We start from the raw sequence: 18,940 nt of genomic DNA, 5'->3' as shown, positions 1-18,940 counted from the left end.
ATTTTGATAAGAAAAATCATTACTTATCCAAATAAAAATCTTTTTTTAGAATCTAAACCAGTAGAGATTTTTGATGAAAAGTTGCATTCTTTATTGGATGATATGTATGAAACTATGATAGCAAGCAATGGAGTAGGGCTTGCGGCTATACAAATTGATATACCTTTAAGAGTTTTTATTGTAAATATTTTAGATGAAAATGAAGAGCAAAAAAAAGAAGACTTAATAGAAGTTATAAATCCTAAAATTAAATTTTTAAGTGAAGAAAAAATTGTTTGCACGGAAGGTTGCCTTAGTGTTCCTGATTTTTTTGAAAAAGTAGAAAGATATAAACATATTTTGCTTCAATATCAAGATCGTTATGGAAATCATAAAGAACTTGAAGCTAAAGGTTTTTTAGCTGTAGCAATTCAGCACGAAAACGATCATTTAGATGGACATTTGTTTATAGAAAAACTTTCTTTTTTAAAAAGACAAAAATTCGATAAAGAATTTAAAAAACAAAAAAAATCTAAATGAATTATCTAAAATGCATAAGTTTTGATGAAAGTTTAGATATCATAGATGTTGAATCAACTTTTACAAGAGGAATTCCAAATCTTACTATAGTAGGTTTAGCAAATGTAGCAATTAAAGAGAGTGTTGAACGTATTAAAGCTTCTCTTGCTACTTGTAATTTTGTTTTTCCTTCAAAAAAAATTACAATCAATTTAAGTCCATCTGGAATACCAAAAAAAGGTTCTCATTTTGATTTGGCAATTGCTACACTTATTTTATTGCAAAATGAAAATTTAAATGATTTTTTTGTTGTTGGAGAGCTTGGGCTTGATGGAAGTATAAAAAGTACAAATGAACTTTTTTCCTTGCTTTTATTTTTAAGTACTAAAATCAAAAAAGCAAAGATTATTGTTCCTAAGAGTATAGCTTCTAAAGCTTCAATGATTCCAAATTTAGAAATTTATGGTATGGAACATATTAGCGATATAACAGAGTTTTTTAAAGAAAAACAATATGAAAAATTTAAATTTAAAAAATTACACCCTTTATTTAAAAATTCTTTTTCCATAAATGGAGAATTATACGTTCGCAATGAAATTTTCGAATATGATTTTAAAGATATTAAAGGACAAAAACAGGCCAAAAGAGCTTGCTTAATTGCAGCTTTGGGAATGCATAATATTTTATTTGAAGGAAGTCCAGGAAGTGGAAAAACTATGTGTGCTAAAAGGCTTGTTTATATAATGCCTCCACAAAATCTTGATGAAATTTTAATACAAAGTGCTTATAAATCTTTAATTTCAAAAGATAATGACTTAAGTCAAGTAAGAGTTTTTAGAAATCCTCATCATACAAGTACTAGAGCAAGTATTTTTGGAGGTGGTGCAAATGGGGCTAAAATAGGAGAAGTTGCTTTAGCTAACAAAGGTGTATTATTTTTTGATGAATTTCCACATTTTAATAAACAAGTTATTGAGAGTTTAAGAGAGCCTTTGGAAGATTATAAAATTAATATTTCAAGAGTAAATTCTAAAATAAGCTATGAGACAAAGTTTATTTTTGCCGCTGCTTTAAATCCTTGTCCTTGTGGAAATTTATTTTCTAAAAATTTAAATTGTGTTTGTAATGACAACGAGATTAAAAGATATAAAAATAAAATTTCTTGGCCTATTTTAGATAGAATAGATTTATATGTGGCTATGGATGAAATAGATGCCAATGATAAAGCAGATTTAAGCTCAAAGCAGATGAGCGATATAGTGTTTGATGCTTTTTTATTTCAGAAAAAAAGAGGTCAAAAAGAATTTAATGGAAAATTAAAAGATGAAGACTTAAAAGAAATTTGTATTTTAGATGATGAAGCTAAAGAAACGCTTTATAAGGCAACTTTAAGATATAATCTTTCTCAAAGAGGGATAAATAAAACCTTAAAAGTTGCAAGAAGTTGCGCTGATTTAGCAAAAAGTGAAATAATTCTTAAAAATCATATTTTGGAAGCTTTAAGCTTTAGAATGAGAGGATAAAATGGAAAATAAAAGTGTTGCCGTTTTCATTGATGCTGAAAATATTCCAGAAAAATATGCTGATGATATTTTTAATATAGCTTCAAATTACGGAGAATTAGTTATTAAAAGAATTTATGCTGATTGGACTAAAGAAAGTGTGCAAAATTGGAAGCAAAAAGTAAGTGATCATTCTATTATAGCTATGCAGCAGTTTAATTTTAGAGCGCAAAAGAATTCAAGCGATATGTATTTAGTTACAGAAGTTTTAAGTTTTTTTTATGAAAAGGATATTGATATTTTTATCATTGTTTCTAGCGATAGTGATTATACAAGTTTGATACAAAAATTAAAAGAAAATAAAAAACAAGTTATAGGCATAGGCTTAAAACAATCTATAAAATCTTATGTAAATGCTTTTAATGAATTTTTTTATTTAGATAAAGATAAAAATAAAGATCAAAATACTTTAGGCAAAAACAATTTAAAGGATTTAATTAATATAATAGAACAATTAATAGAAGAAAAAGCAAGAGCGGAATATGCTCAAATAAGAATGAATATGAATCGCAAATATTCAGATTTTAATCCACAAAATTATGGTTTTAGAAATTTTAGAGCTTTAATACAATATTTTCTTCCTAAAATGAAAAAATTTAAAGAAGAAAGAGAAAAAAATATTTATTTTTTAGTTAAAAAAGATAATGAAAGCTATTTATAATAATTCTCAAATTTTAGATCAATACGCTATTGATAATGGCTTAAATGAGGATATTTTATTAGAAAATGCTGGAATTTCTCTAGCAAGATTAATAAAAAAAGAAAAAAAGAAATTCAATAAAGCTAAAATTCTTTTTTTGTTAGGTGGAGGCAATAATGCTTGTGATGCACTTGTAGCTATAAGACATTTAAAAAAATGCAAAGCTTTTAAGCTTGGATTTAAAGAAAATGAAAATTTTAAAAAACAAAGTAGAATTTTGGAAAATTACGGCTTTAAATTTTTAAAAAAAGAACCAAAATTTAATAAATTTGATATTATCATAGATGCTGTTTTTGGAAGTGGATTTAAAAGAAATTTAGATACAAAAACTATTAATATTTTTAAAAAAGTTAATTCAAGTAAAGCTTTAAAAATTGCTTGTGATATTCCAAGTGGTTTAGGTATAGAATTTTGTTTTAAAGCAGATATTACTCTTTGTATGGGCGCTTTAAGGGAAATATTATTAGAAGATTTTACCAAAGAATTTGTTGGAAAAATTAAAATTGCTAGCTTAGGTGTTTCAAATAAAAAATTCATAAAAGAAGCACAAGGCTATTTACTTAACAAAAAAGATTTAAATATTATAAAAAGAAGAGTAAATTCTAATAAGGTACATTTTGGACATATTTATATCGCAGGCAATGAAAGCGCTGGAACACTAGCAGCACTTGGAGCTTTAAATTTTGGCGCTGGTCTTGTTTCTTTGGTAGCTCAAAAAACTTTTTCTCCACTTATAATGTTAAAAGATAAAATAGAATCTAAAGCTAGTGCTATAGCTTTAGGTATGGGGCTTGAAAATTTAGATATTTTAAAAGATGATATTTTAAATAATATTCCCTTAGTTTTAGATGCAAATTGTTTTTTAAGTGAAAATTTATTAAATTTTTTACAAAGAAAAGATGTGGTACTAACTCCACATCCTAAAGAATTTTCAAGACTCTTAAAGCTTTGTTTTCAAGAAGATATTACTATAGATACAATACAAAAAAATCGTTTTTTTTATGCCAAAAAATTTGCCAATACTTTTGAATGTGTTTTGCTTTTAAAAGGAGCTAATTCTATTATAATCCAAAAAGATCAATTTTTTGTTGTAAATTTAGGAACTCCAAATTTAGCAAAAGGTGGTAGTGGAGATGTTTTAAGTGGTATGATAGCAGCACTTTTGGGAGCCAATTTTTCTCCATTAGAGGCAGCGAAAAATGCTTGTTTGGCTCACGCGCTTGTAGCTAAAAAATATAAATTTAATGAAAATAGTTTTGATGCTTTAAAGCTTGTTAAAGGTTTAAAATGTATATAAGGCTTGCTATTCTTTTTAGTGGAAATGGAAGTAATTTAGAAAATATTTTAAAAAAACTTCATAGAAAAAAAGTAAAAGGAATATATTTTGAAGTTGTGCTTTGTATTTGCAATAATAAAAATGCTTTTGGCATACAAAGAGCTAAAAAATATAATCTTGAAAGTATGATTATTGAGCATAATAATTATATTAAGCGTGAAGATTTTGATGAAGTTTTAGTAAATGAAATTCAAAAAAGTGGAGCAGATTTGACTATATTAGCTGGATTTATGCGAATTTTAAGTCCTGTTTTTACCCAAAATATCAAAGCTATTAATCTTCATCCTTCTTTACTTCCACTTTTTAAAGGCGCAAATGCTATTAAACAAAGCTATGAAAGTAATATGAAAGTAGCTGGAGTAAGCGTTCATTGGGTTGATGAAACCTTAGATGGAGGAGAGATTATTGCACAAGAAGCATTTGAAAAGAAAAATTTGAGTTTTAAAGAATTTGAAGATAAAATTCACATTCTTGAACATCAAATTCTAATTCAAGTTATTATAGAAATAAGTGAAAAAATATTAAAGGAAAATAATGTTTGATTGGATTTTTAGTATCGATGCTTGGGTAACCCTTGTTACTTTAAGTGCTTTAGAAATAATTCTAGGAATTGATAATATTATTTTTTTAACAATTTTAGTAAATAAACTTCCTAAAGAATACAGAAATAAAGGAAGAATTTTTGGTTTAGCTTTTGCAATGATTACAAGAATATTACTCCTTTTATCTCTTTTTTGGGTAATGAGACTTACTAATCCTTTATTTAGTATTTTTAATCAAGAGATTTCGTGGAGGGATTTAATTTTATTTTTTGGTGGAGTATTTTTAGTTTTTAAATCTTTTCAAGAAATCAAAGAACAAATTTCTCATACTTATAAAGAAGAAGATAAAAATACACAAGAGGTTTCAGCGAGTAAATTTTGGATTATAGTTGCTGAAATTGCTATTATGGATATTATTTTTTCTCTTGATAGCATTATAACTGCTGTGGGAATAGCTCAAGATATTAGTATTATGATTTTAGCTGTGATTATTGCTGTTTTAGTTATGCTTTTTGCATCAAAACCTATTGCTGATTTTGTAGAAAAATATTCAAGTATTAAAATTTTAGCTTTAGCTTTTTTAGTGATGATAGGAATTGTTCTAATTGCTCAAAGTTTTGATATTTATATTAACAAAGCTTATATTTACGTTGCTATGGTTTTTTCTTTGATTGTTCAAATTTTGGTTATTTTAAATGAAAAAAATAAAATTAAAAAATGAGAATTTTATTAATTTTAAGAGGAAATTATCATTGCGGACAAGAAGAATGGATAGAAAAATATTCTTTAAAAGATTATACGATTGATCTTAATCATTTAAGATTTTTAAGTTCTAAAACAAAAAAGCTTGCAAATCATTATGAGATATTTGAATTTCATAATGATATAAAATTAATACCCATTTTACTTAATTTTTTGGAATTTAGAATGGAAAAAGGAGAATTTTGTATTTTAAATACTTATGAAATTTCTTATAAATTTTATAAAAAATTGGCAAAAAAATATTTTTATAAAGTATTTTTTATAGATTTTACAAATTTGGATTTAGAAGAATGTTATAAGCGTAGTGTTAAATATGCTACAAATCATAAAATATTAATTCCTAAAGAAATTTTAAAAAAGACTCATCTTTTTTTACAAAAAATTCCTAAAAAATATCCTATTTTAAAACCAGATGAATGGAAGCAATGTTTATATAAAATAACAAATTTAAATTCTTATAAGAAAATTCATCATATAGGTGATATACAAGGATGTTATAGTGTGTTAAAGAAATATCTTAAAAAAATTAAAAAAGATGAATTTTATATTTTTTTGGGTGATTATATAAATAGAGGAATTGAAAATTCTAAAGTTATGAAATTGCTTTTAAAACTTTATTATTTACCTAATGTTTGCTTGCTTGAAGGTAATCATGAAAGAAATTTAATAAAATGGGCAAACAATGAAAATATATATTCTAAAGAATTCAATAATTTTACTTTAAAAGATTTTTATAAAGAAAAAATTACACAAAAAGATGCAAAAAAAATTTATTCATATTTAAAAGAGTGTTTTTGGTATGAATATTATGATAAAAAAGTTTTCTGTTGTCACGGAGGAATTAATTTCTTGCCAAAGGAAGAAAAATTAAGTTTAATTTCAAGTGATAATTTTATTAATGGAATTGGAACTTATGATGAAAGTCAAATAATTGCAGATGAATTTAAAAAAAATACTCCAAAAAACTATTATCAAATTTTTGGTCATAGAAATCGTTTTAAATTGCCTATAAGGTTAAATTCTAAAGTTTTTTTATGCGAAGCAAAAGTTGATAAGGGTGGTTTTTTACGAATTGTAACATTAGATCGACAAGGTTTTGATTGCATAGAATTAAAAAATAAAATTTATAAAAAAAATAGTTATAATTTTCCAAAAAATAATTAAAAAATATGATAGAATTCCGATATATCAAATAAGCTCAAATAAAGGAGAAAAAATGATTTCAGATATAAGTAATGCTTCTTTAATGGCGACAATAAATACTTCGCTTTTAAAAAAGACAATGGACTCCAATGAAGCTTTAATGGCTGAACTTATTAATGGTTTAGAGGCAGCAAATCCTCAAGGCTCTATTCCTACAAATAGTTCTCAACCGGCTTTAAATTCTAACCTTGATATTTATGCCTGAGTATTATTTTAAGGAGTAAAATGCAAGCTATTAAAAGATTTATTTTAAGTGAAACATTTCCTGGAATTTTATTGATATTTTTCACTTTTTTTGCTTTATTTTGCAAAAATATTTCTTTTATAGACTTGTATGATAAATTTTTAGCCATACAATTTACTATAGGCTTTAATGAATTTGAGCTTTCAAAGCCTATAGTATTATGGATTAATGATGGATTGATTGCTATTTTTTTCTTGTGTATTGGGCTTGAATTAAAATATGAAATCTTAAGAGGTCAGCTTAAAAATATTAAGTCTGTTTCTTTACCTATATTTGGTGCATTAGGCGGAATGATACTTCCAGCTTTAATTTTTTCAATAATCAATCACTCGCATGAATTTGCAATGAAAGGTTGGGCTATACCAACAGCTACAGATATTGCTTTTGCTGTAGGAATTCTAATGCTTTTAGGTGATAAAATTCCTTCTAGTTTAAAACTTTTTTTGCTTTCATTAGCTATTTTTGATGATTTAGGTGCGATAATTATCATTGCTTTATTTTATACTGATCAAATTTCTTTATTTGCATTAATTATCTGTTTGGTATGTATTATTGCTTTGCTTTTTTTGAATTATTTTCATATAACGCATCTTCCTTTTTATGTTTTAATTGGAGTTATTCTTTGGGTAGCGATGTTAAAAAGCGGAGTTCATGCTACTTTAGCTGGGGTTATTATAGCTTTATTTATCCCTTTGGATACAAAAGATAATAAGCCTTATTTACATAAAGTTTATGAAAGCCTTAATTGTTGGGTGATTTATTTTATTTTACCTTTATTTGCTTTTGTTAATGCTGGTGTTGATTTGAAAAGTATGCATTTAGCCTCTGTCTTTTCTCCTGTAAGTCTTGGTATTATTTTAGGACTTTTTTTAGGAAAGCAAGTTGGAGTATTTTTATTTTCTTATTTGGCTATAAAATTTAAATTAGCTTCAATGCCTGATAAAGTAAGTTATAAACAATTTTATGGTATTTGTATTTTAACGGGTATTGGTTTTACTATGAGTTTATTTATAGACGGTTTAGCTTATAAAAATAGTGACATTTTTGAACATAGCGATCGATTGGCTATATTAATAGCAAGTTTTTTAAGTGCTGTATTTGGTTATATTTATTTAAAAGTGGTAAGTAAATAATGAATGAAACTTTGGATAAAATAAAAAAAATAGTATCTGGTGAAGTTTTTGGTGGAGTTTTGCTAATAGTTTGTACTATTTTTGCTCTATGTATCCAAAATAGTTTTTTAAGTGAACATTATAGAGAATTTCTTAATGTAAATGTTGGTTTTAGTGTAGGAAATTTTGCTTTAGATAAGCCACTATTACTTTGGATAAATGATGGTTTGATATCTATATTCTTTTTTTCAATAGGACTTGAGTTAAAAAAAGAATTTATTCAGGGAGAATTTAGAAATCCTAAAAATATTGTTTTGCCTTTTTTTGCAGCTTTGGGCGGTATTATAGTTCCTGCGGCTATTTTTGTTTTAATTAATATAACAGATCCTTATACTCTTAAAGGTTGGGCTATACCAACTGCTACAGATACTGCATTTGCGTTAGCTATTTTAATGATGGTCGGTAAAAAAATTCCGGCATCTTTAAAAGTATTTTTACTATCTTTGGCTATTTTTGATGATGTTGGAGCTATTTTAATTATAGCTATTTTTTACACAACTGAACTTTCTATTGTTGCTTTTATTGTGGCAGGTATTGCTATTTTTGTTATGTTTATTTTAAATTTACTTGGGAATACAAGAAAATCTTTTTATTTTATTTGTTCAGCTATTCTTTGGCTAAGTGTTTTAAAAAGTGGAGTTCACGCTACTTTAGCTGGTATTATTACAGCTTTTTTTATTCCAATGCATACAAAAGAAGGGCAGCCATTTTTAAAGGAAATTGATGAAAGTTTAAGATTTTGGTTAATTTTTATTATTTTACCTTTATTTGCATTTGCTAATGCGGGAGTGAATTTATCAAATATTACAATCGGATCTATTTTTTCAGGAGTTAGCATAGGTATATTTTTAGGACTTTTTTTAGGAAAGCAAGTTGGAGTATTTTTATTTTCTTATTTGGCTATTAAATTTAAATTAGCTTCTTTACCTTATGGAGCTAATTTAAAACAACTTTATGGAGTTTGTATTTTAACAGGTATCGGTTTTACTATGAGCTTATTTATAGATGGCTTAGCTTATGAAGTAAGTGATATTTTTCATTATGCTGATAATTTATCTGTATTAATTGCTTCTTTTTGTTCTGGAATTTTTGGTTTTATTTATTTAAAATTTTTTGCAAATTCTAAAAAAGAAATTTAGATGAATAAAATTTATCTGATTTTCTTTTTAGGAGTATTGTTTCTTACTTCTGGATGTAGTATTTATCAACAAAATAATAGCTTAGGTTTTGCAAATTATAATATCGTTGAAACCAAAATTCAAAGAATAGCAAAAGAATGGAAAAAAACTCCTTATAAACTTGGTGGAACCACAAAAAAAGGTGCCGATTGTTCAGGGTTTACTCAAAGCGTTTTATTTGAATTTAAAACTCGTATTCCAAGAACTACAAAAACACAACTTGAATCGGGAGAAAGTATTTCAAAAAAAAATCTTAAAGCTGGAGATTTAGTTTTTTTTAAAACTGGTAGAGGTCCAAATGGTATGCATGTAGGAATTTATTTAAGTAATAATAAATTTATTCATTTATCTACCAAAGGTGGAGCAAAAGAGGCTTCTTTAAATAATGCATATTGGAAAAAGCGTTATATTGGAGCTAGACGTTATAATTTAAAGGTTTTTTAGTTTTGAAAATTGGAGTTTTTGATAGCGGTATAGGGGGACTTAGCGTCTTAAAATCTTTATATAATTCAAAATTATTTAAAAAAATGATTTATTATGGAGACACTGCACGCGTTCCTTATGGAACAAAAGATAAAAAAACTATTATTAAATTTTGTCTTGAAGCTCTTGATTTTTTTAAACAACATAAGGTTGATTTTTTAATTATTGCTTGCAATACAGCCAGTGCTTATGCTTTAGATACTTTGCGTCAAAATTCTTCCTTTCCTATTTTTGGAGTAATTGAAGCTGGTATTAACGAAACCAAAAAACAAATCATAGATAAAAATAAAAAAATTTTAGTTATAGCGACTAAAGCAACAATTGATTCAAAAGAATATCAAAAGCGTTTAGCATTAGAAGGATTTACTCAAATTCAAGCTTTAGCAACAGGACTTTTTGTACCTTTGGTAGAAGAGGGAATTTTTGAAAATAAGGTTTTGAGTAGTATATTTGATTATTATTTTAAAGATATCCAACATCCAGATGCTTTAATTTTGGCTTGCACTCACTTTCCTTTTCTTGCAAAACCTTTGCAAAAATATTTTGGAGATGATATAAAATTAATACATTCTGGCGACTCTATGGTGGAATTTTTAAAAAAATATTACACTTTAAGACCATCTAAGGAGTCTAAAATTGAATTTTATGCTTCTAGCAATGTTGATTATTTAAAAATTGCTGCTAAAAAATGGCTTAATTTTTAAAAAGGATAAATAATGATAGAAATTAAAAAACCAGCAGAAATAGAAAAATTAAGAAAAGCAAATCAAATAGTGGCTAAAACTTTAGATTTTTTAGAACAGCAAATTAAACCTGGCATGAGTTTAAAAGAGATCGATATAATGGCTGAAGATTTCATACTTTCAAATGGAGCTAAACCATCTTTTAAAGGACTTTATGGTTTTCCTGGTGCTATTTGCACTTCATTGAATCAAGTTTGCATACATGGCATTCCTGATGAAAAAATCATTAAAGAAGGCGATATTTTAGGTATTGATGTTGGAACTTTTCTTGATGGATATTATGGAGATGCTGCTAGAACTATTCCCATAGGTAAAATTTCCAAAAAAGATGAGGAATTAATTTCTTGTGCCAAAGACACCTTGTATTATGCTATTGATATAATTTCTCAAGGAATGCGTTTTAAAGAACTTTCTGCAGCTTTGGGAGAATTTATAGCAAAAAGAGGTTTTGTTCCATTAAAAGGTTATTGTGGACACGGAATTGGAAGAAAACCGCATAGTGAACCAGAAATTTTAAATTATCTTGAAAATGGTGCTAATGCTAAGAGTGGACCTAAAATGAAGAATGGAATGGTTTTTTGTATTGAACCTATGATTTGCCAAAAAGAAGGAACTCCAAAACATTTTAATGGCAAATGGGATGCTGGAAGTATAGATGAGCTTAATACGGCACATTATGAACATTGTATTGCTATAATTAATAATAAAGCTGAAATTCTATCATTAAATATTTAATAAATATTTATTAAATAATTTTAAATAAATTATATAAAATTACTATTTTTTGTTTCAAAAAGTTACATTTTTTAAGAAATTTACTTAGAAAAACATTTTGTATTTATTAATAGTTTGATAGAATAAAATGATATTAAATAAAAAGGAAATTAATATGGATTCTTGTAAATTAACAGGACATGATCTAAGATGGATTCTTTCTTTATTTGGAACTGCTATTGGTGCAGGAGTTTTATTTTTACCTATTAATGCTGGTTTAGGTGGGTTATTCCCTTTGCTTGTCATACTTGTTTTAGCATATCCTATGACTTATCTTGCTCATAGAAACCTTTCTCGTTTTGTGTTGTCAAGTTCAAATCCTAGAGATGATATTACATTTGTTGCGGAAACATATTTTGGAAAAGGCGGTGGTTTCTTAATTACCCTTTTATACTTTTTTGCAATTTTACCTATATTATTGGTATATAGTGCTAATTTAACAACTACTTTAATTGAATTTTTAATCAATCAAATTGGAATGGAAGCACAATATATTAATAGTTTAAGATTAGTAATTTCATTTTTTATTGTAGCTGGTTTAATGCTTGTTTCAATACTTGGCGAAGGAATTGTAACTAAAGCTATGAGTCTTTTGGTTTTTCCTTTTATTCTTATGCTTGTTGTAATTTCTCTATTTTTAATTCCTCATTGGAATGGTGCTATTTTTCAAAATGTTAGTTTTAGTTCTTTAGGAGAGTCAAATTTTTGGGTAACATTATGGCTAGTGGTACCAGTAATGGTTTTTAGTTTTAATCATTCTCCTATTATTTCTTCTTTGGCTTGTTTTTGTAAAAAAGAATATGGCGATCAAGCCGAAATAAAAGCTTCTAAAATCATTTCACGTTCTGTTATGTTAATGGTTGTAGTGGTAATGTTCTTTGTATTTTCTTGTGCCTTATGTTTAACTCCTGAAGATTTTACTCAGGCTAAAATGCAAAATGTTAATATTTTAACTTATATAGCTAATCGTTTTCCAGAAGCTGTATTTTTAGCATACATTGCTCCAATTATAGCACTTGTTGCAATGAGTAAAAGCTTTTTAGGTCATTATCTTGGCTCTCAAGAAGGTTTGAATGGAGTTTTATATAAAATTTCAGATGGTAAAATTCAAGGAAAAATTGCTAATACTATTACAGGTATTTTTACTTTTCTTATTGCTTGGTTTGTAGCATATAAAAATCCTAGTGCTATTGGTATTATAGAGTCTATAGGAGGTCCTGTTTTAGCGATATTACTTTTTTTAATGCCTGTTTATTGTATTTATCGTTTTGATTTATTGAAAAAATTTAGAAGTAAAGCTTTAGATATTTTTATTGTTATCATTGGACTTATTGCAATTTCAGCTGCGATTCATGGACTTTTATCTTAAAAGGTGGCAAAAATGAGTAATTTAAATATTTTTAAAATTGGCGTAGGTCCATCGTCATCGCATACTTTAGGACCTATGTTAGCAGGAAATTTATTTTGTAAAAAAATTGAACAAAAACTAGAAAATATTCAGAAACTTAAAATTACTCTTTATGGTTCTTTGTCTCTAACAGGCAGAGGACATCTAACTGACAAAGCTGTAATCTGGGGGTTAAATGGCCTAGAAGCGAAAAATATAAACTCTCAAATTCAAAGTCAAGTCAATGAAAATGCTTTAAAAAATAATAAAATTAATCTTTGCAATAAAAAAGAGATTGATTTTTTTTATGATAAAGACTTAATTTTTTCGAAGGAATTTTTACCTTTACATGAAAATGGTATGCAAATACAAGCTTTTAATGATAAAAATGAGCTTATAGATGAAGAAATTTATTATTCTATTGGCGGTGGTTTTGTTTTAACTAAGGAACAATTAGAACAAAGAAATTCCGGTTCAGAAGTTAAAAAACAAAAACTAGATTTAGAAATCAATAATGCTCAAGAAGCGCTAGAGCTTTGTGAAAAAAATAATTGGAATTTATATGAACTTTCTTACAATTATGAATTACAATTTCATACTAAAGAAGAAATAAGAAATTATTGTTTAGAAATTTGGAGGGTAATGGAAGAGGCGTATCATAATGGTACACATCCAACAGAAGAATACCTACCAGGAAAACTTCACTTAAGAAGAAGAGCTAAAGGTTTAAAAGAGAGAGTAAAATTAACTACTGATCCTATTGGTATTATTGATTTTATTTCTTTATATGCTATTTCAATTGCAGAAGAAAATGCTAGTGGGGCAAAAGTCGTAACAGCTCCTACTAACGGAGCTTGTGCTGTTGTTCCAGCTGTTATGCTTTATCTTAAACATCATACTGTTGGTTTTAATGATGATAAGGTTGTGGAATTTTTACTTAGTGCAATGCTTATTGGATCTTTTTATAAGAAAAATGCAAGTATTAGTGGTGCTGAAGCTGGTTGTCAAGCAGAAATAGGTAGTGCTAGTTCTATGGCAGCTGGAGCTATGGCAACTGTTTTAGGGGCCAATGCTTTTAAAGCTTGTAATGCCGCAGAAGTTGCTATGGAGCATCATTTAGGGCTTACTTGTGATCCTGTTGCTGGACTTGTTCAAATTCCTTGTATAGAAAGAAATGCATTTGGAGCAATTAAAGCAATTTCAGCTGCAAGAATGGCTATGACCAGAAAAAGCACTCCAATGGTTACTCTTGATGAAGTGATTAAAACTATGTATGAAACAGGTAAAGATATGAATTATAAATATAAAGAAACTTCACTAGGTGGTCTTGCGACAAATCTTTCGTGAGTCTTTAGCTTAGCTTTTTTGCTAAGCTTATTTATTGTTTACGTTTTTTACAATTTTTTCACCCTTATAATATGCAAAAATTTTATATGATCCATCTTTATACATTAAGATTACAGGATATTCTTCTTCATAACCTTGTTCCATTCCCGGACTTCCTTGTGGCATGCCAGGCGCAGAAATTCCAATTACATCTTTTGGTTTATTAGTTAAAAGCCAAGATATAGCATCTTCTGGAACATGCCCTTCAATGGCATAGCCATCAATAACACCTGTATGGCAACTTTGATAGTATGGATTGATTTTATAATTTTCTTTAATTTTTAGAAAGTCGTTTGTTTTATGGACATTAACTTCATAACCCTTTTTTTTCATATATGAAACCCAAAGATCACAACAACCACAAGTTGGACTTTCATAAACTTCAATAGTTTTAGTAGCAGCTAAAAGACTTAATGGGGCAATTAAGCAAAAATTTAATATCGCTTTTTTCATTCATTACTCCTTTAATATTTTAAAATAAAATAATAAGTTATTTATGTAAATTTAAATTAAATAAGGATATAAATAATAATATTTTTTTAATTTTTTAAGAGCTATTTTAATTTTATATTTTTTTTAGGAAAAAAAATGTTGCATATTTATATTAAACAAAATACTTTAGTTAAAAGAATTGATTTTGAATTTAATAAAGATGAATTACCAGATAATATTTTATGGATTGATCTTGTTTATCCAAGTATTGATGAAATACAATACATTTCATCAAAGTTTAATATCGAATTTCCAAGTCAGGAAGAAAGAGAAGAAATCGAACTTAGTGCAAAGTATTGGGAAGATAATGCTACTATTACAATAAATGCACATTTTTTAATAAAAGAACTAAATAACAATAAAAGAAAAGATATTAATTTTAATACAGAAATTGTTACTTTTATAACTAGAAGCAGTGTTTTATTTACTATAAGATATAGTGAATTTAGTACTTTTGCAGAAATACAAGCAAGAATATTAGCAAGTCCTAAAAATTTTGAAGATGGTTTTGATATTATTGATAAGATTTTTGAAGTAAGGGTCGAAAAAGATGCTGATTTACTAGAGTGGATTGATAAAGAAGCTAGAAAATTAAGAATCAGTGTCCTAGAAAAAAAGGATGAATATAGTTATGATAAAATGCTAAAAGATATTTCTAATTTACAAGAATTAAATATGGAAGTAAGAGATTCTTTGTTTGATAAAAGACGAACTATGACTTCGCTTTTAAAAAGTGATAAAATAGATAAAGATATTAAACAAAATTTAGTTATAGTTTTAAAAGATTTAAATTCTTTAGTTGAATTTAGTGTATCTCAATTAAATATTTTAGATAATATTCAAACTATCTTAGCAAGTCAAATAAATATAGAACAAAATAAAATCATTAAACTTTTTACAGTTGCAACAGTTGCTATGATGCCTCCAACTTTAATAGGAACTATTTATGGTATGAATTTTAAAAAAATGCCAGAGCTTGAGCTAGATTATGCTTATCCTATGGTTTTGTTTATTATGATTATTTCTATTATTTTACCAGTAGTATTTTTTAAGAAAAAAGGTTGGTTATAAGGAGAAAAAATGCAAAAAATTAATATTGGAATTTTAACATTAAGTGATCGTGCAAGTAGTGGTGTCTATGAAGATAAGGCAACTTCACAAATTGAGAAAGTTTTAAATTCATATATAAAAAATGAAATTATTTATCATAGAGAATTAATTCCAGATGATTATGACTTAATTATAAAAAAATTACTTTTTTTAAGTGATGAAAAAGAGTGTGATTTTATTGTAACAAGTGGAGGAACCGGACCTGCTTTAAGAGATGTAACTCCTGAAGCTACAGAAGCTGTATGTGATAAAATGATGCCTGGTTTTGGAGAACTTATGAGAATGCAAAGTTTAAAATATGTTCCAACAGCTATACTTTCAAGGCAAACTGCAGGGATTAGAAATAAAACTTTTATATTAAATTTACCAGGTAATCCAAAAGCAATTTTAGAATGTTTAGAGCCTGTTTTTCCAGCTATCCCTTATTGTATAGATTTAATTGGTGGATCTTATATAGAAGCAAATGAAGAAGTTATTAAAGTGTTTCGTCCTAAAAAATGAAAAAATTAAAGTAGTATTATTTTAATTTTTTCATTTTGTTTAATATATTCTTGTTCTTCATTGCTTATAAATAAAAAATTATTTTTTATAAGTGGCATAATCATTCCTGAACCAAAATTTTGTTTTATAGGATAGAAAAAATCTTGTTCTAAATTTCCTAATATCAAATTATTTCTACCCGATTTAAGTTTTAAATCTTTTCCCATTTTAGCTTCAATGCTTAAGTAACTTTGAGTATTGCAACAAAAAAGATGTATGATTTTTAAAGCAAGGATAAAGCAAGATAAATAAGCTGCCATAGGATTTCCAGGAAGTATTAAAATATAATTTTTATCTTTACAATAAAGTTTACTAGGTTTAGCAGGTCTTGCTTTTATTCCTTTAAAAATAGGAATAAAATTTAGTTTTTTTAAAGCTTCTTCCATAAAATCAGCTTCTCCAACACTTGCTCCGCCACTTGTTAATAAAAGATCAAAATTATTAAATTCTAAAGCTTCTTTTGTATCTAAAAAATTATCTTTAATAATTCCAAGATAAGAAATTTCACAGCTAGGACATAAAAGAAGTGAAAAAATACCAAGAGCGTTAGCATTATAAATAGCATCTTTATCGCATTCTTGCCAAGGTTCTTTGAGCTCATTTCCGCTTGAAAAAATTCCTATTTTAATTTTTCTAAAGACTTTGATTTTGTAAATTCCTTGAGATGCAAGTAGGGTAATTTTTGCACTGTCTAATTTTTCCCCTTTTTTTAAAATAATTTCATCTTCTTTAAGTTCTTCTGCTTTAAAGCGATAAGCATTGTATTGTTTAATATCTTTTTTTATAATAAGTTTGTCATTTTCAAGAAAAGCATCTTCAAGCATAATAATAGTATCAGCATTGCTAGGAATTTTAGATCCTGTCATTATTTTATAACATTCATTTTGTTCTATTTTTTTATCTTCTTTATCTCCCGCTAAGATTGTTCCTTTTACACTTAAGGCATTAAACCTATCTTCAAATCTAAAAGCATATCCATCAAGTGCTGCATTATCAAAAGAAGGAAGATTTTTTTTTGATTTTATATCTTCAAATAAAAAACGATCTTTGGCATTTTCTAATGATATTATTTCAAATTCATTTATACTTTTGATATTTTTTTCTAAAATTTCTAAAGTTTGAAATATATTTTTCATTCTTCCAGCCTTGTGATTTTTGCACCTAGTGATTTAAATTTTTCTTCTAAATTTTCATAGCCTCTATCAAGATGATAAATTCTATGCACTCTACTTGTTCCTTTTGCTGCAAGTGCTGCTAATATTAACGCAGAAGAAGCTCTTAGATCAGTTGCCATTACATCAGCAGCATTAAGCTCTTTACCCCCAACAACAGTGGCGATATGACCATTTAGCTTTATATCAGCACCCATTCTTAAAAGTTCACTAACATGCATAAATCGATTTTCAAATAATCTTTCATCAATAATACTTGTTCCATTAGCTTTTAAGGCTAAGGTCATAAATTGTGCTTGCATGTCTGTAGGAAAGCCAGGATATTCACTTGTTAAAATTTCAATAGGATAAATTTGTTTTGCCGGAAGTAGGGTTATAGTATCTTTTTCAATTAAGGTTTTAAAACCCATTTGATCAAGTTTTGATAATACAGCACTCAAATGTGAAGGATTGCTTTTAGAAATTGAAATTTGAGAATTAACAATAGCTCCTGCGCAAAGATAAGTTCCTGCTTCTATTCTATCTGGAATTACTTGTATATCTTTAAATTCTAAAAGTTCTCCATCTGTGCCTATAATTTCTACTTCATCAGTTCCTATGCCATTAATTTCTAATCCACTTTCTTTTAAAACTTCACAAAGTTGAATAACTTCTGGTTCTTTGGCAACATTAATAAGTTTTGTTTTGCCTTTAGCAAGTGCTGCTGCCATAATAATATTTTCACTTCCTGTAACAGTGATTTTATCAAAAATGATTTCATTGCCTTTAAGATTTCCGCTTGCTACAACATAACCTTGTTTTATTTGGATATTAGCCCCCATTTTTTCAAGCGCTAAAAGATGTAGGTCTATAGGTCTTTGTCCTATAGCACATCCTCCAGGTAAAGATACTTCACAATTTCCAAACCTAGCAAGCAAAGGTCCTAAAGTAAGAATCGAAGCTCTCATTTTTCTTACAATATCATATTTTGCTACAGTTTCTTTAAGTGTGCTTGTATCAATAATGGCAGTATTGTTTTTAAATTCACAATAAGCACCTAAATTTTGAAGAAGATTAAATAAGGTTTTAATATCAGCAACGTTAGGAATATTTGATAATTTAATTTCATTTTTTGCTAGAATGCTTGAAGCAATTAAAGGCAAAGCAGCATTTTTAGCTCCGCTAATTTCTATATTACCTGATAAACAATTAACACCTTCGATTTCCAAATAAGTCATTATTTTCCTTGAAGATAAAAATTAATCAAAGTATTTAAAATAACACCATCTATTTTGAGTTTAAATACTTTATCTAAATTTTTGAAATTATCAACTATTAACAAAATTTTAGAATCAAAAAGATAGAATTCAGCCACTTTAGCTCCAAATTTAGCTAATTTTTCATCTTTACAAATAATATATTTTGCCCCAAGTGCATTAGAAAGGAAAAAATCATCTTTTTTTTGAGCAAGTATTGCAAATTCATAATTATTTTTTTTAGCTTTTTCTATTAAATTTTCATTATAAAAAAAATAATTAATAGCATTATTTTGAAAATACGTTTCTTTTACATGAAAAAAATTTTTCGTTTTTATAAGTTTATGACCAAAAAATAACACTTTTATACCTTAAAATAGTGATTTATATAAAATAATTATATTATATTTTTCATAGTTAA

21 protein-coding genes are annotated in these 18,940 nt (G+C 26.9%); 17 read left to right on the top strand and 4 right to left on the bottom strand.

Features of this window, described 5'->3' with window-relative positions:
* The first annotated feature begins 3 nt into the window (after positions 1-3).
* From def to GQV94_RS00490, 15 genes are all read left to right on the top strand, one after another.
* Positions 4-519: a peptide deformylase gene (gene def / locus GQV94_RS00560; RefSeq protein WP_200169048.1), complete on the top strand. Its 516-nt coding sequence runs from the start codon at positions 4-6 to the stop codon at positions 517-519.
* Complete coding sequence (locus GQV94_RS00555) at positions 516-2,021, top strand: YifB family Mg chelatase-like AAA ATPase (protein WP_200169047.1); 1,506 nt, start codon at positions 516-518, stop codon at positions 2,019-2,021. The genes def and GQV94_RS00555 overlap by 4 nt, the downstream gene beginning before the upstream one ends.
* Position 2,022: 1 nt before the next feature.
* Positions 2,023-2,721, top strand: a complete 699-nt coding sequence (locus GQV94_RS00550) for an NYN domain-containing protein (protein WP_200169046.1) — start codon at positions 2,023-2,025, stop codon at positions 2,719-2,721.
* Entirely contained in the window at positions 2,705-4,057 is a 1,353-nt protein-coding gene (locus GQV94_RS00545; protein ID WP_200169045.1) for an NAD(P)H-hydrate dehydratase, read from the top strand. Before GQV94_RS00550 ends, GQV94_RS00545 begins: the two co-directional genes overlap by 17 nt.
* Entirely contained in the window at positions 4,048-4,638 is a 591-nt protein-coding gene (gene purN, locus GQV94_RS00540) for a phosphoribosylglycinamide formyltransferase (RefSeq protein ID WP_200169044.1), read from the top strand. Before GQV94_RS00545 ends, purN begins: the two co-directional genes overlap by 10 nt.
* Complete coding sequence (locus tag GQV94_RS00535; protein WP_200169043.1) at positions 4,631-5,359, top strand: TerC family protein; 729 nt, start codon at positions 4,631-4,633, stop codon at positions 5,357-5,359. Before purN ends, GQV94_RS00535 begins: the two co-directional genes overlap by 8 nt.
* Positions 5,356-6,564 carry a metallophosphoesterase gene (locus GQV94_RS00530; protein ID WP_200169042.1) on the top strand — a complete coding sequence of 403 codons (1,209 nt, stop codon included), beginning with the start codon at positions 5,356-5,358 and terminating at the stop codon, positions 6,562-6,564. Before GQV94_RS00535 ends, GQV94_RS00530 begins: the two co-directional genes overlap by 4 nt.
* A 52-nt stretch (positions 6,565-6,616) precedes the next feature.
* Positions 6,617-6,808: a putative motility protein gene (locus GQV94_RS00525; protein ID WP_200169041.1), complete on the top strand. Its 192-nt coding sequence runs from the start codon at positions 6,617-6,619 to the stop codon at positions 6,806-6,808.
* 20 nt (positions 6,809-6,828) lie between these two features.
* The gene (nhaA, locus tag GQV94_RS00520; RefSeq protein WP_200169040.1) at positions 6,829-7,980 is read left to right on the top strand and encodes a Na+/H+ antiporter NhaA; all 1,152 of its coding nucleotides are present in this window, start codon (positions 6,829-6,831) and stop codon (positions 7,978-7,980) included.
* Positions 7,980-9,158, top strand: a complete 1,179-nt coding sequence (nhaA, locus tag GQV94_RS00515) for a Na+/H+ antiporter NhaA (protein ID WP_200169039.1) — start codon at positions 7,980-7,982, stop codon at positions 9,156-9,158. Before nhaA (GQV94_RS00520) ends, nhaA (GQV94_RS00515) begins: the two co-directional genes overlap by 1 nt.
* Positions 9,159-9,641, top strand: coding sequence for a C40 family peptidase (locus GQV94_RS00510; protein ID WP_200169038.1), 483 nt, complete (start codon positions 9,159-9,161; stop codon positions 9,639-9,641). It begins immediately after the preceding gene.
* A gap of 2 nt (positions 9,642-9,643) precedes the next feature.
* On the top strand, positions 9,644-10,384 hold the full coding sequence (gene murI, locus GQV94_RS00505; protein ID WP_200169037.1) for a glutamate racemase: 741 nt from the start codon (positions 9,644-9,646) through the stop codon (positions 10,382-10,384).
* 12 nt (positions 10,385-10,396) lie between these two features.
* A complete protein-coding gene (gene map / locus GQV94_RS00500; protein WP_200169036.1) occupies positions 10,397-11,158 on the top strand; it encodes a type I methionyl aminopeptidase in 762 nt (253 codons plus the stop codon).
* Positions 11,159-11,312: 154 nt separating this feature from the next.
* A complete protein-coding gene (locus tag GQV94_RS00495) occupies positions 11,313-12,566 on the top strand; it encodes a serine/threonine protein kinase (RefSeq protein WP_200169035.1) in 1,254 nt (417 codons plus the stop codon).
* A gap of 12 nt (positions 12,567-12,578) precedes the next feature.
* Positions 12,579-13,931 carry an L-serine ammonia-lyase gene (locus GQV94_RS00490; protein ID WP_200169034.1) on the top strand — a complete coding sequence of 451 codons (1,353 nt, stop codon included), beginning with the start codon at positions 12,579-12,581 and terminating at the stop codon, positions 13,929-13,931.
* Positions 13,932-13,958: 27 nt separating this feature from the next.
* Here the strand turns inward: GQV94_RS00490 and GQV94_RS00485 are convergent, their stop codons facing one another.
* Positions 13,959-14,423, bottom strand: coding sequence for a DUF411 domain-containing protein (locus tag GQV94_RS00485; RefSeq protein ID WP_200169033.1), 465 nt, complete (start codon positions 14,421-14,423; stop codon positions 13,959-13,961).
* A 135-nt stretch (positions 14,424-14,558) separates the two neighbouring features.
* On the opposite strand from GQV94_RS00485, the gene corA reads away from it, so the two are divergent.
* Both corA and mog read left to right on the top strand, forming a co-directional pair.
* Positions 14,559-15,533, top strand: a complete 975-nt coding sequence (gene corA / locus GQV94_RS00480) for a magnesium/cobalt transporter CorA (RefSeq protein WP_200169032.1) — start codon at positions 14,559-14,561, stop codon at positions 15,531-15,533.
* A 9-nt stretch (positions 15,534-15,542) separates the two neighbouring features.
* Entirely contained in the window at positions 15,543-16,073 is a 531-nt protein-coding gene (gene mog, locus GQV94_RS00475) for a molybdopterin adenylyltransferase (protein ID WP_200169031.1), read from the top strand.
* 5 nt (positions 16,074-16,078) lie between these two features.
* On the opposite strand, the gene GQV94_RS00470 is transcribed toward mog, so the two are convergent.
* From GQV94_RS00470 to GQV94_RS00460, 3 genes are read right to left on the bottom strand one after another with little or no spacing between them, the layout of a single operon-like run.
* Positions 16,079-17,248 (bottom strand): molybdopterin molybdotransferase MoeA, encoded by a 1,170-nt coding sequence (locus GQV94_RS00470; RefSeq protein ID WP_200169030.1) that lies wholly within the window; start codon positions 17,246-17,248, stop codon positions 16,079-16,081.
* Positions 17,245-18,501: a UDP-N-acetylglucosamine 1-carboxyvinyltransferase gene (gene murA, locus GQV94_RS00465; protein ID WP_200169029.1), complete on the bottom strand. Its 1,257-nt coding sequence runs from the start codon at positions 18,499-18,501 to the stop codon at positions 17,245-17,247. The genes GQV94_RS00470 and murA overlap by 4 nt, the downstream gene beginning before the upstream one ends.
* Positions 18,501-18,881: a hypothetical protein gene (locus GQV94_RS00460; RefSeq protein ID WP_200169028.1), complete on the bottom strand. Its 381-nt coding sequence runs from the start codon at positions 18,879-18,881 to the stop codon at positions 18,501-18,503. Before GQV94_RS00460 ends, murA begins: the two co-directional genes overlap by 1 nt.
* Between the last annotated feature and the right edge of the window lie 59 nt (positions 18,882-18,940).

It is taken from the genome of Campylobacter sp. TTU_617, assembly GCF_016599045.1.
In the GTDB taxonomy this organism is placed as follows: Bacteria; Campylobacterota; Campylobacteria; order Campylobacterales; family Campylobacteraceae; genus Campylobacter_D.
The sequence above is the reverse complement of the archived record's forward strand: the minus strand, read 5'-3'. Positions and strand labels throughout refer to the sequence as shown.

Bases quoted from the DNA above. Each gene is read 5' to 3' on its own strand.
- GQV94_RS00510 (WP_200169038.1), top strand. From the start codon at position 9,159: ATGAATAAAATTTATCTGATTTTCTTTTTAGGAGTATTGTTTCTTACT.
- GQV94_RS00490 (WP_200169034.1), top strand. From the start codon at position 12,579: ATGAGTAATTTAAATATTTTTAAAATTGGCGTAGGTCCATCGTCATCG.
- nhaA (WP_200169039.1), top strand. From the start codon at position 7,980: ATGAATGAAACTTTGGATAAAATAAAAAAAATAGTATCTGGTGAAGTT.
- GQV94_RS00555 (WP_200169047.1), top strand. From the start codon at position 516: ATGAATTATCTAAAATGCATAAGTTTTGATGAAAGTTTAGATATCATA.
- GQV94_RS00495 (WP_200169035.1), top strand. From the start codon at position 11,313: ATGGATTCTTGTAAATTAACAGGACATGATCTAAGATGGATTCTTTCT.
- nhaA (WP_200169040.1), top strand. From the start codon at position 6,829: ATGCAAGCTATTAAAAGATTTATTTTAAGTGAAACATTTCCTGGAATT.
- GQV94_RS00485 (WP_200169033.1), bottom strand. From the start codon at position 14,423: ATGAAAAAAGCGATATTAAATTTTTGCTTAATTGCCCCATTAAGTCTT.
- purN (WP_200169044.1), top strand. From the start codon at position 4,048: ATGTATATAAGGCTTGCTATTCTTTTTAGTGGAAATGGAAGTAATTTA.
- GQV94_RS00525 (WP_200169041.1), top strand. From the start codon at position 6,617: ATGATTTCAGATATAAGTAATGCTTCTTTAATGGCGACAATAAATACT.
- GQV94_RS00545 (WP_200169045.1), top strand. From the start codon at position 2,705: ATGAAAGCTATTTATAATAATTCTCAAATTTTAGATCAATACGCTATT.
- GQV94_RS00470 (WP_200169030.1), bottom strand. From the start codon at position 17,248: ATGAAAAATATATTTCAAACTTTAGAAATTTTAGAAAAAAATATCAAA.
- murA (WP_200169029.1), bottom strand. From the start codon at position 18,501: ATGACTTATTTGGAAATCGAAGGTGTTAATTGTTTATCAGGTAATATA.
- mog (WP_200169031.1), top strand. From the start codon at position 15,543: ATGCAAAAAATTAATATTGGAATTTTAACATTAAGTGATCGTGCAAGT.
- GQV94_RS00535 (WP_200169043.1), top strand. From the start codon at position 4,631: ATGTTTGATTGGATTTTTAGTATCGATGCTTGGGTAACCCTTGTTACT.
- map (WP_200169036.1), top strand. From the start codon at position 10,397: ATGATAGAAATTAAAAAACCAGCAGAAATAGAAAAATTAAGAAAAGCA.
- GQV94_RS00550 (WP_200169046.1), top strand. From the start codon at position 2,023: ATGGAAAATAAAAGTGTTGCCGTTTTCATTGATGCTGAAAATATTCCA.
- corA (WP_200169032.1), top strand. From the start codon at position 14,559: ATGTTGCATATTTATATTAAACAAAATACTTTAGTTAAAAGAATTGAT.
- GQV94_RS00530 (WP_200169042.1), top strand. From the start codon at position 5,356: ATGAGAATTTTATTAATTTTAAGAGGAAATTATCATTGCGGACAAGAA.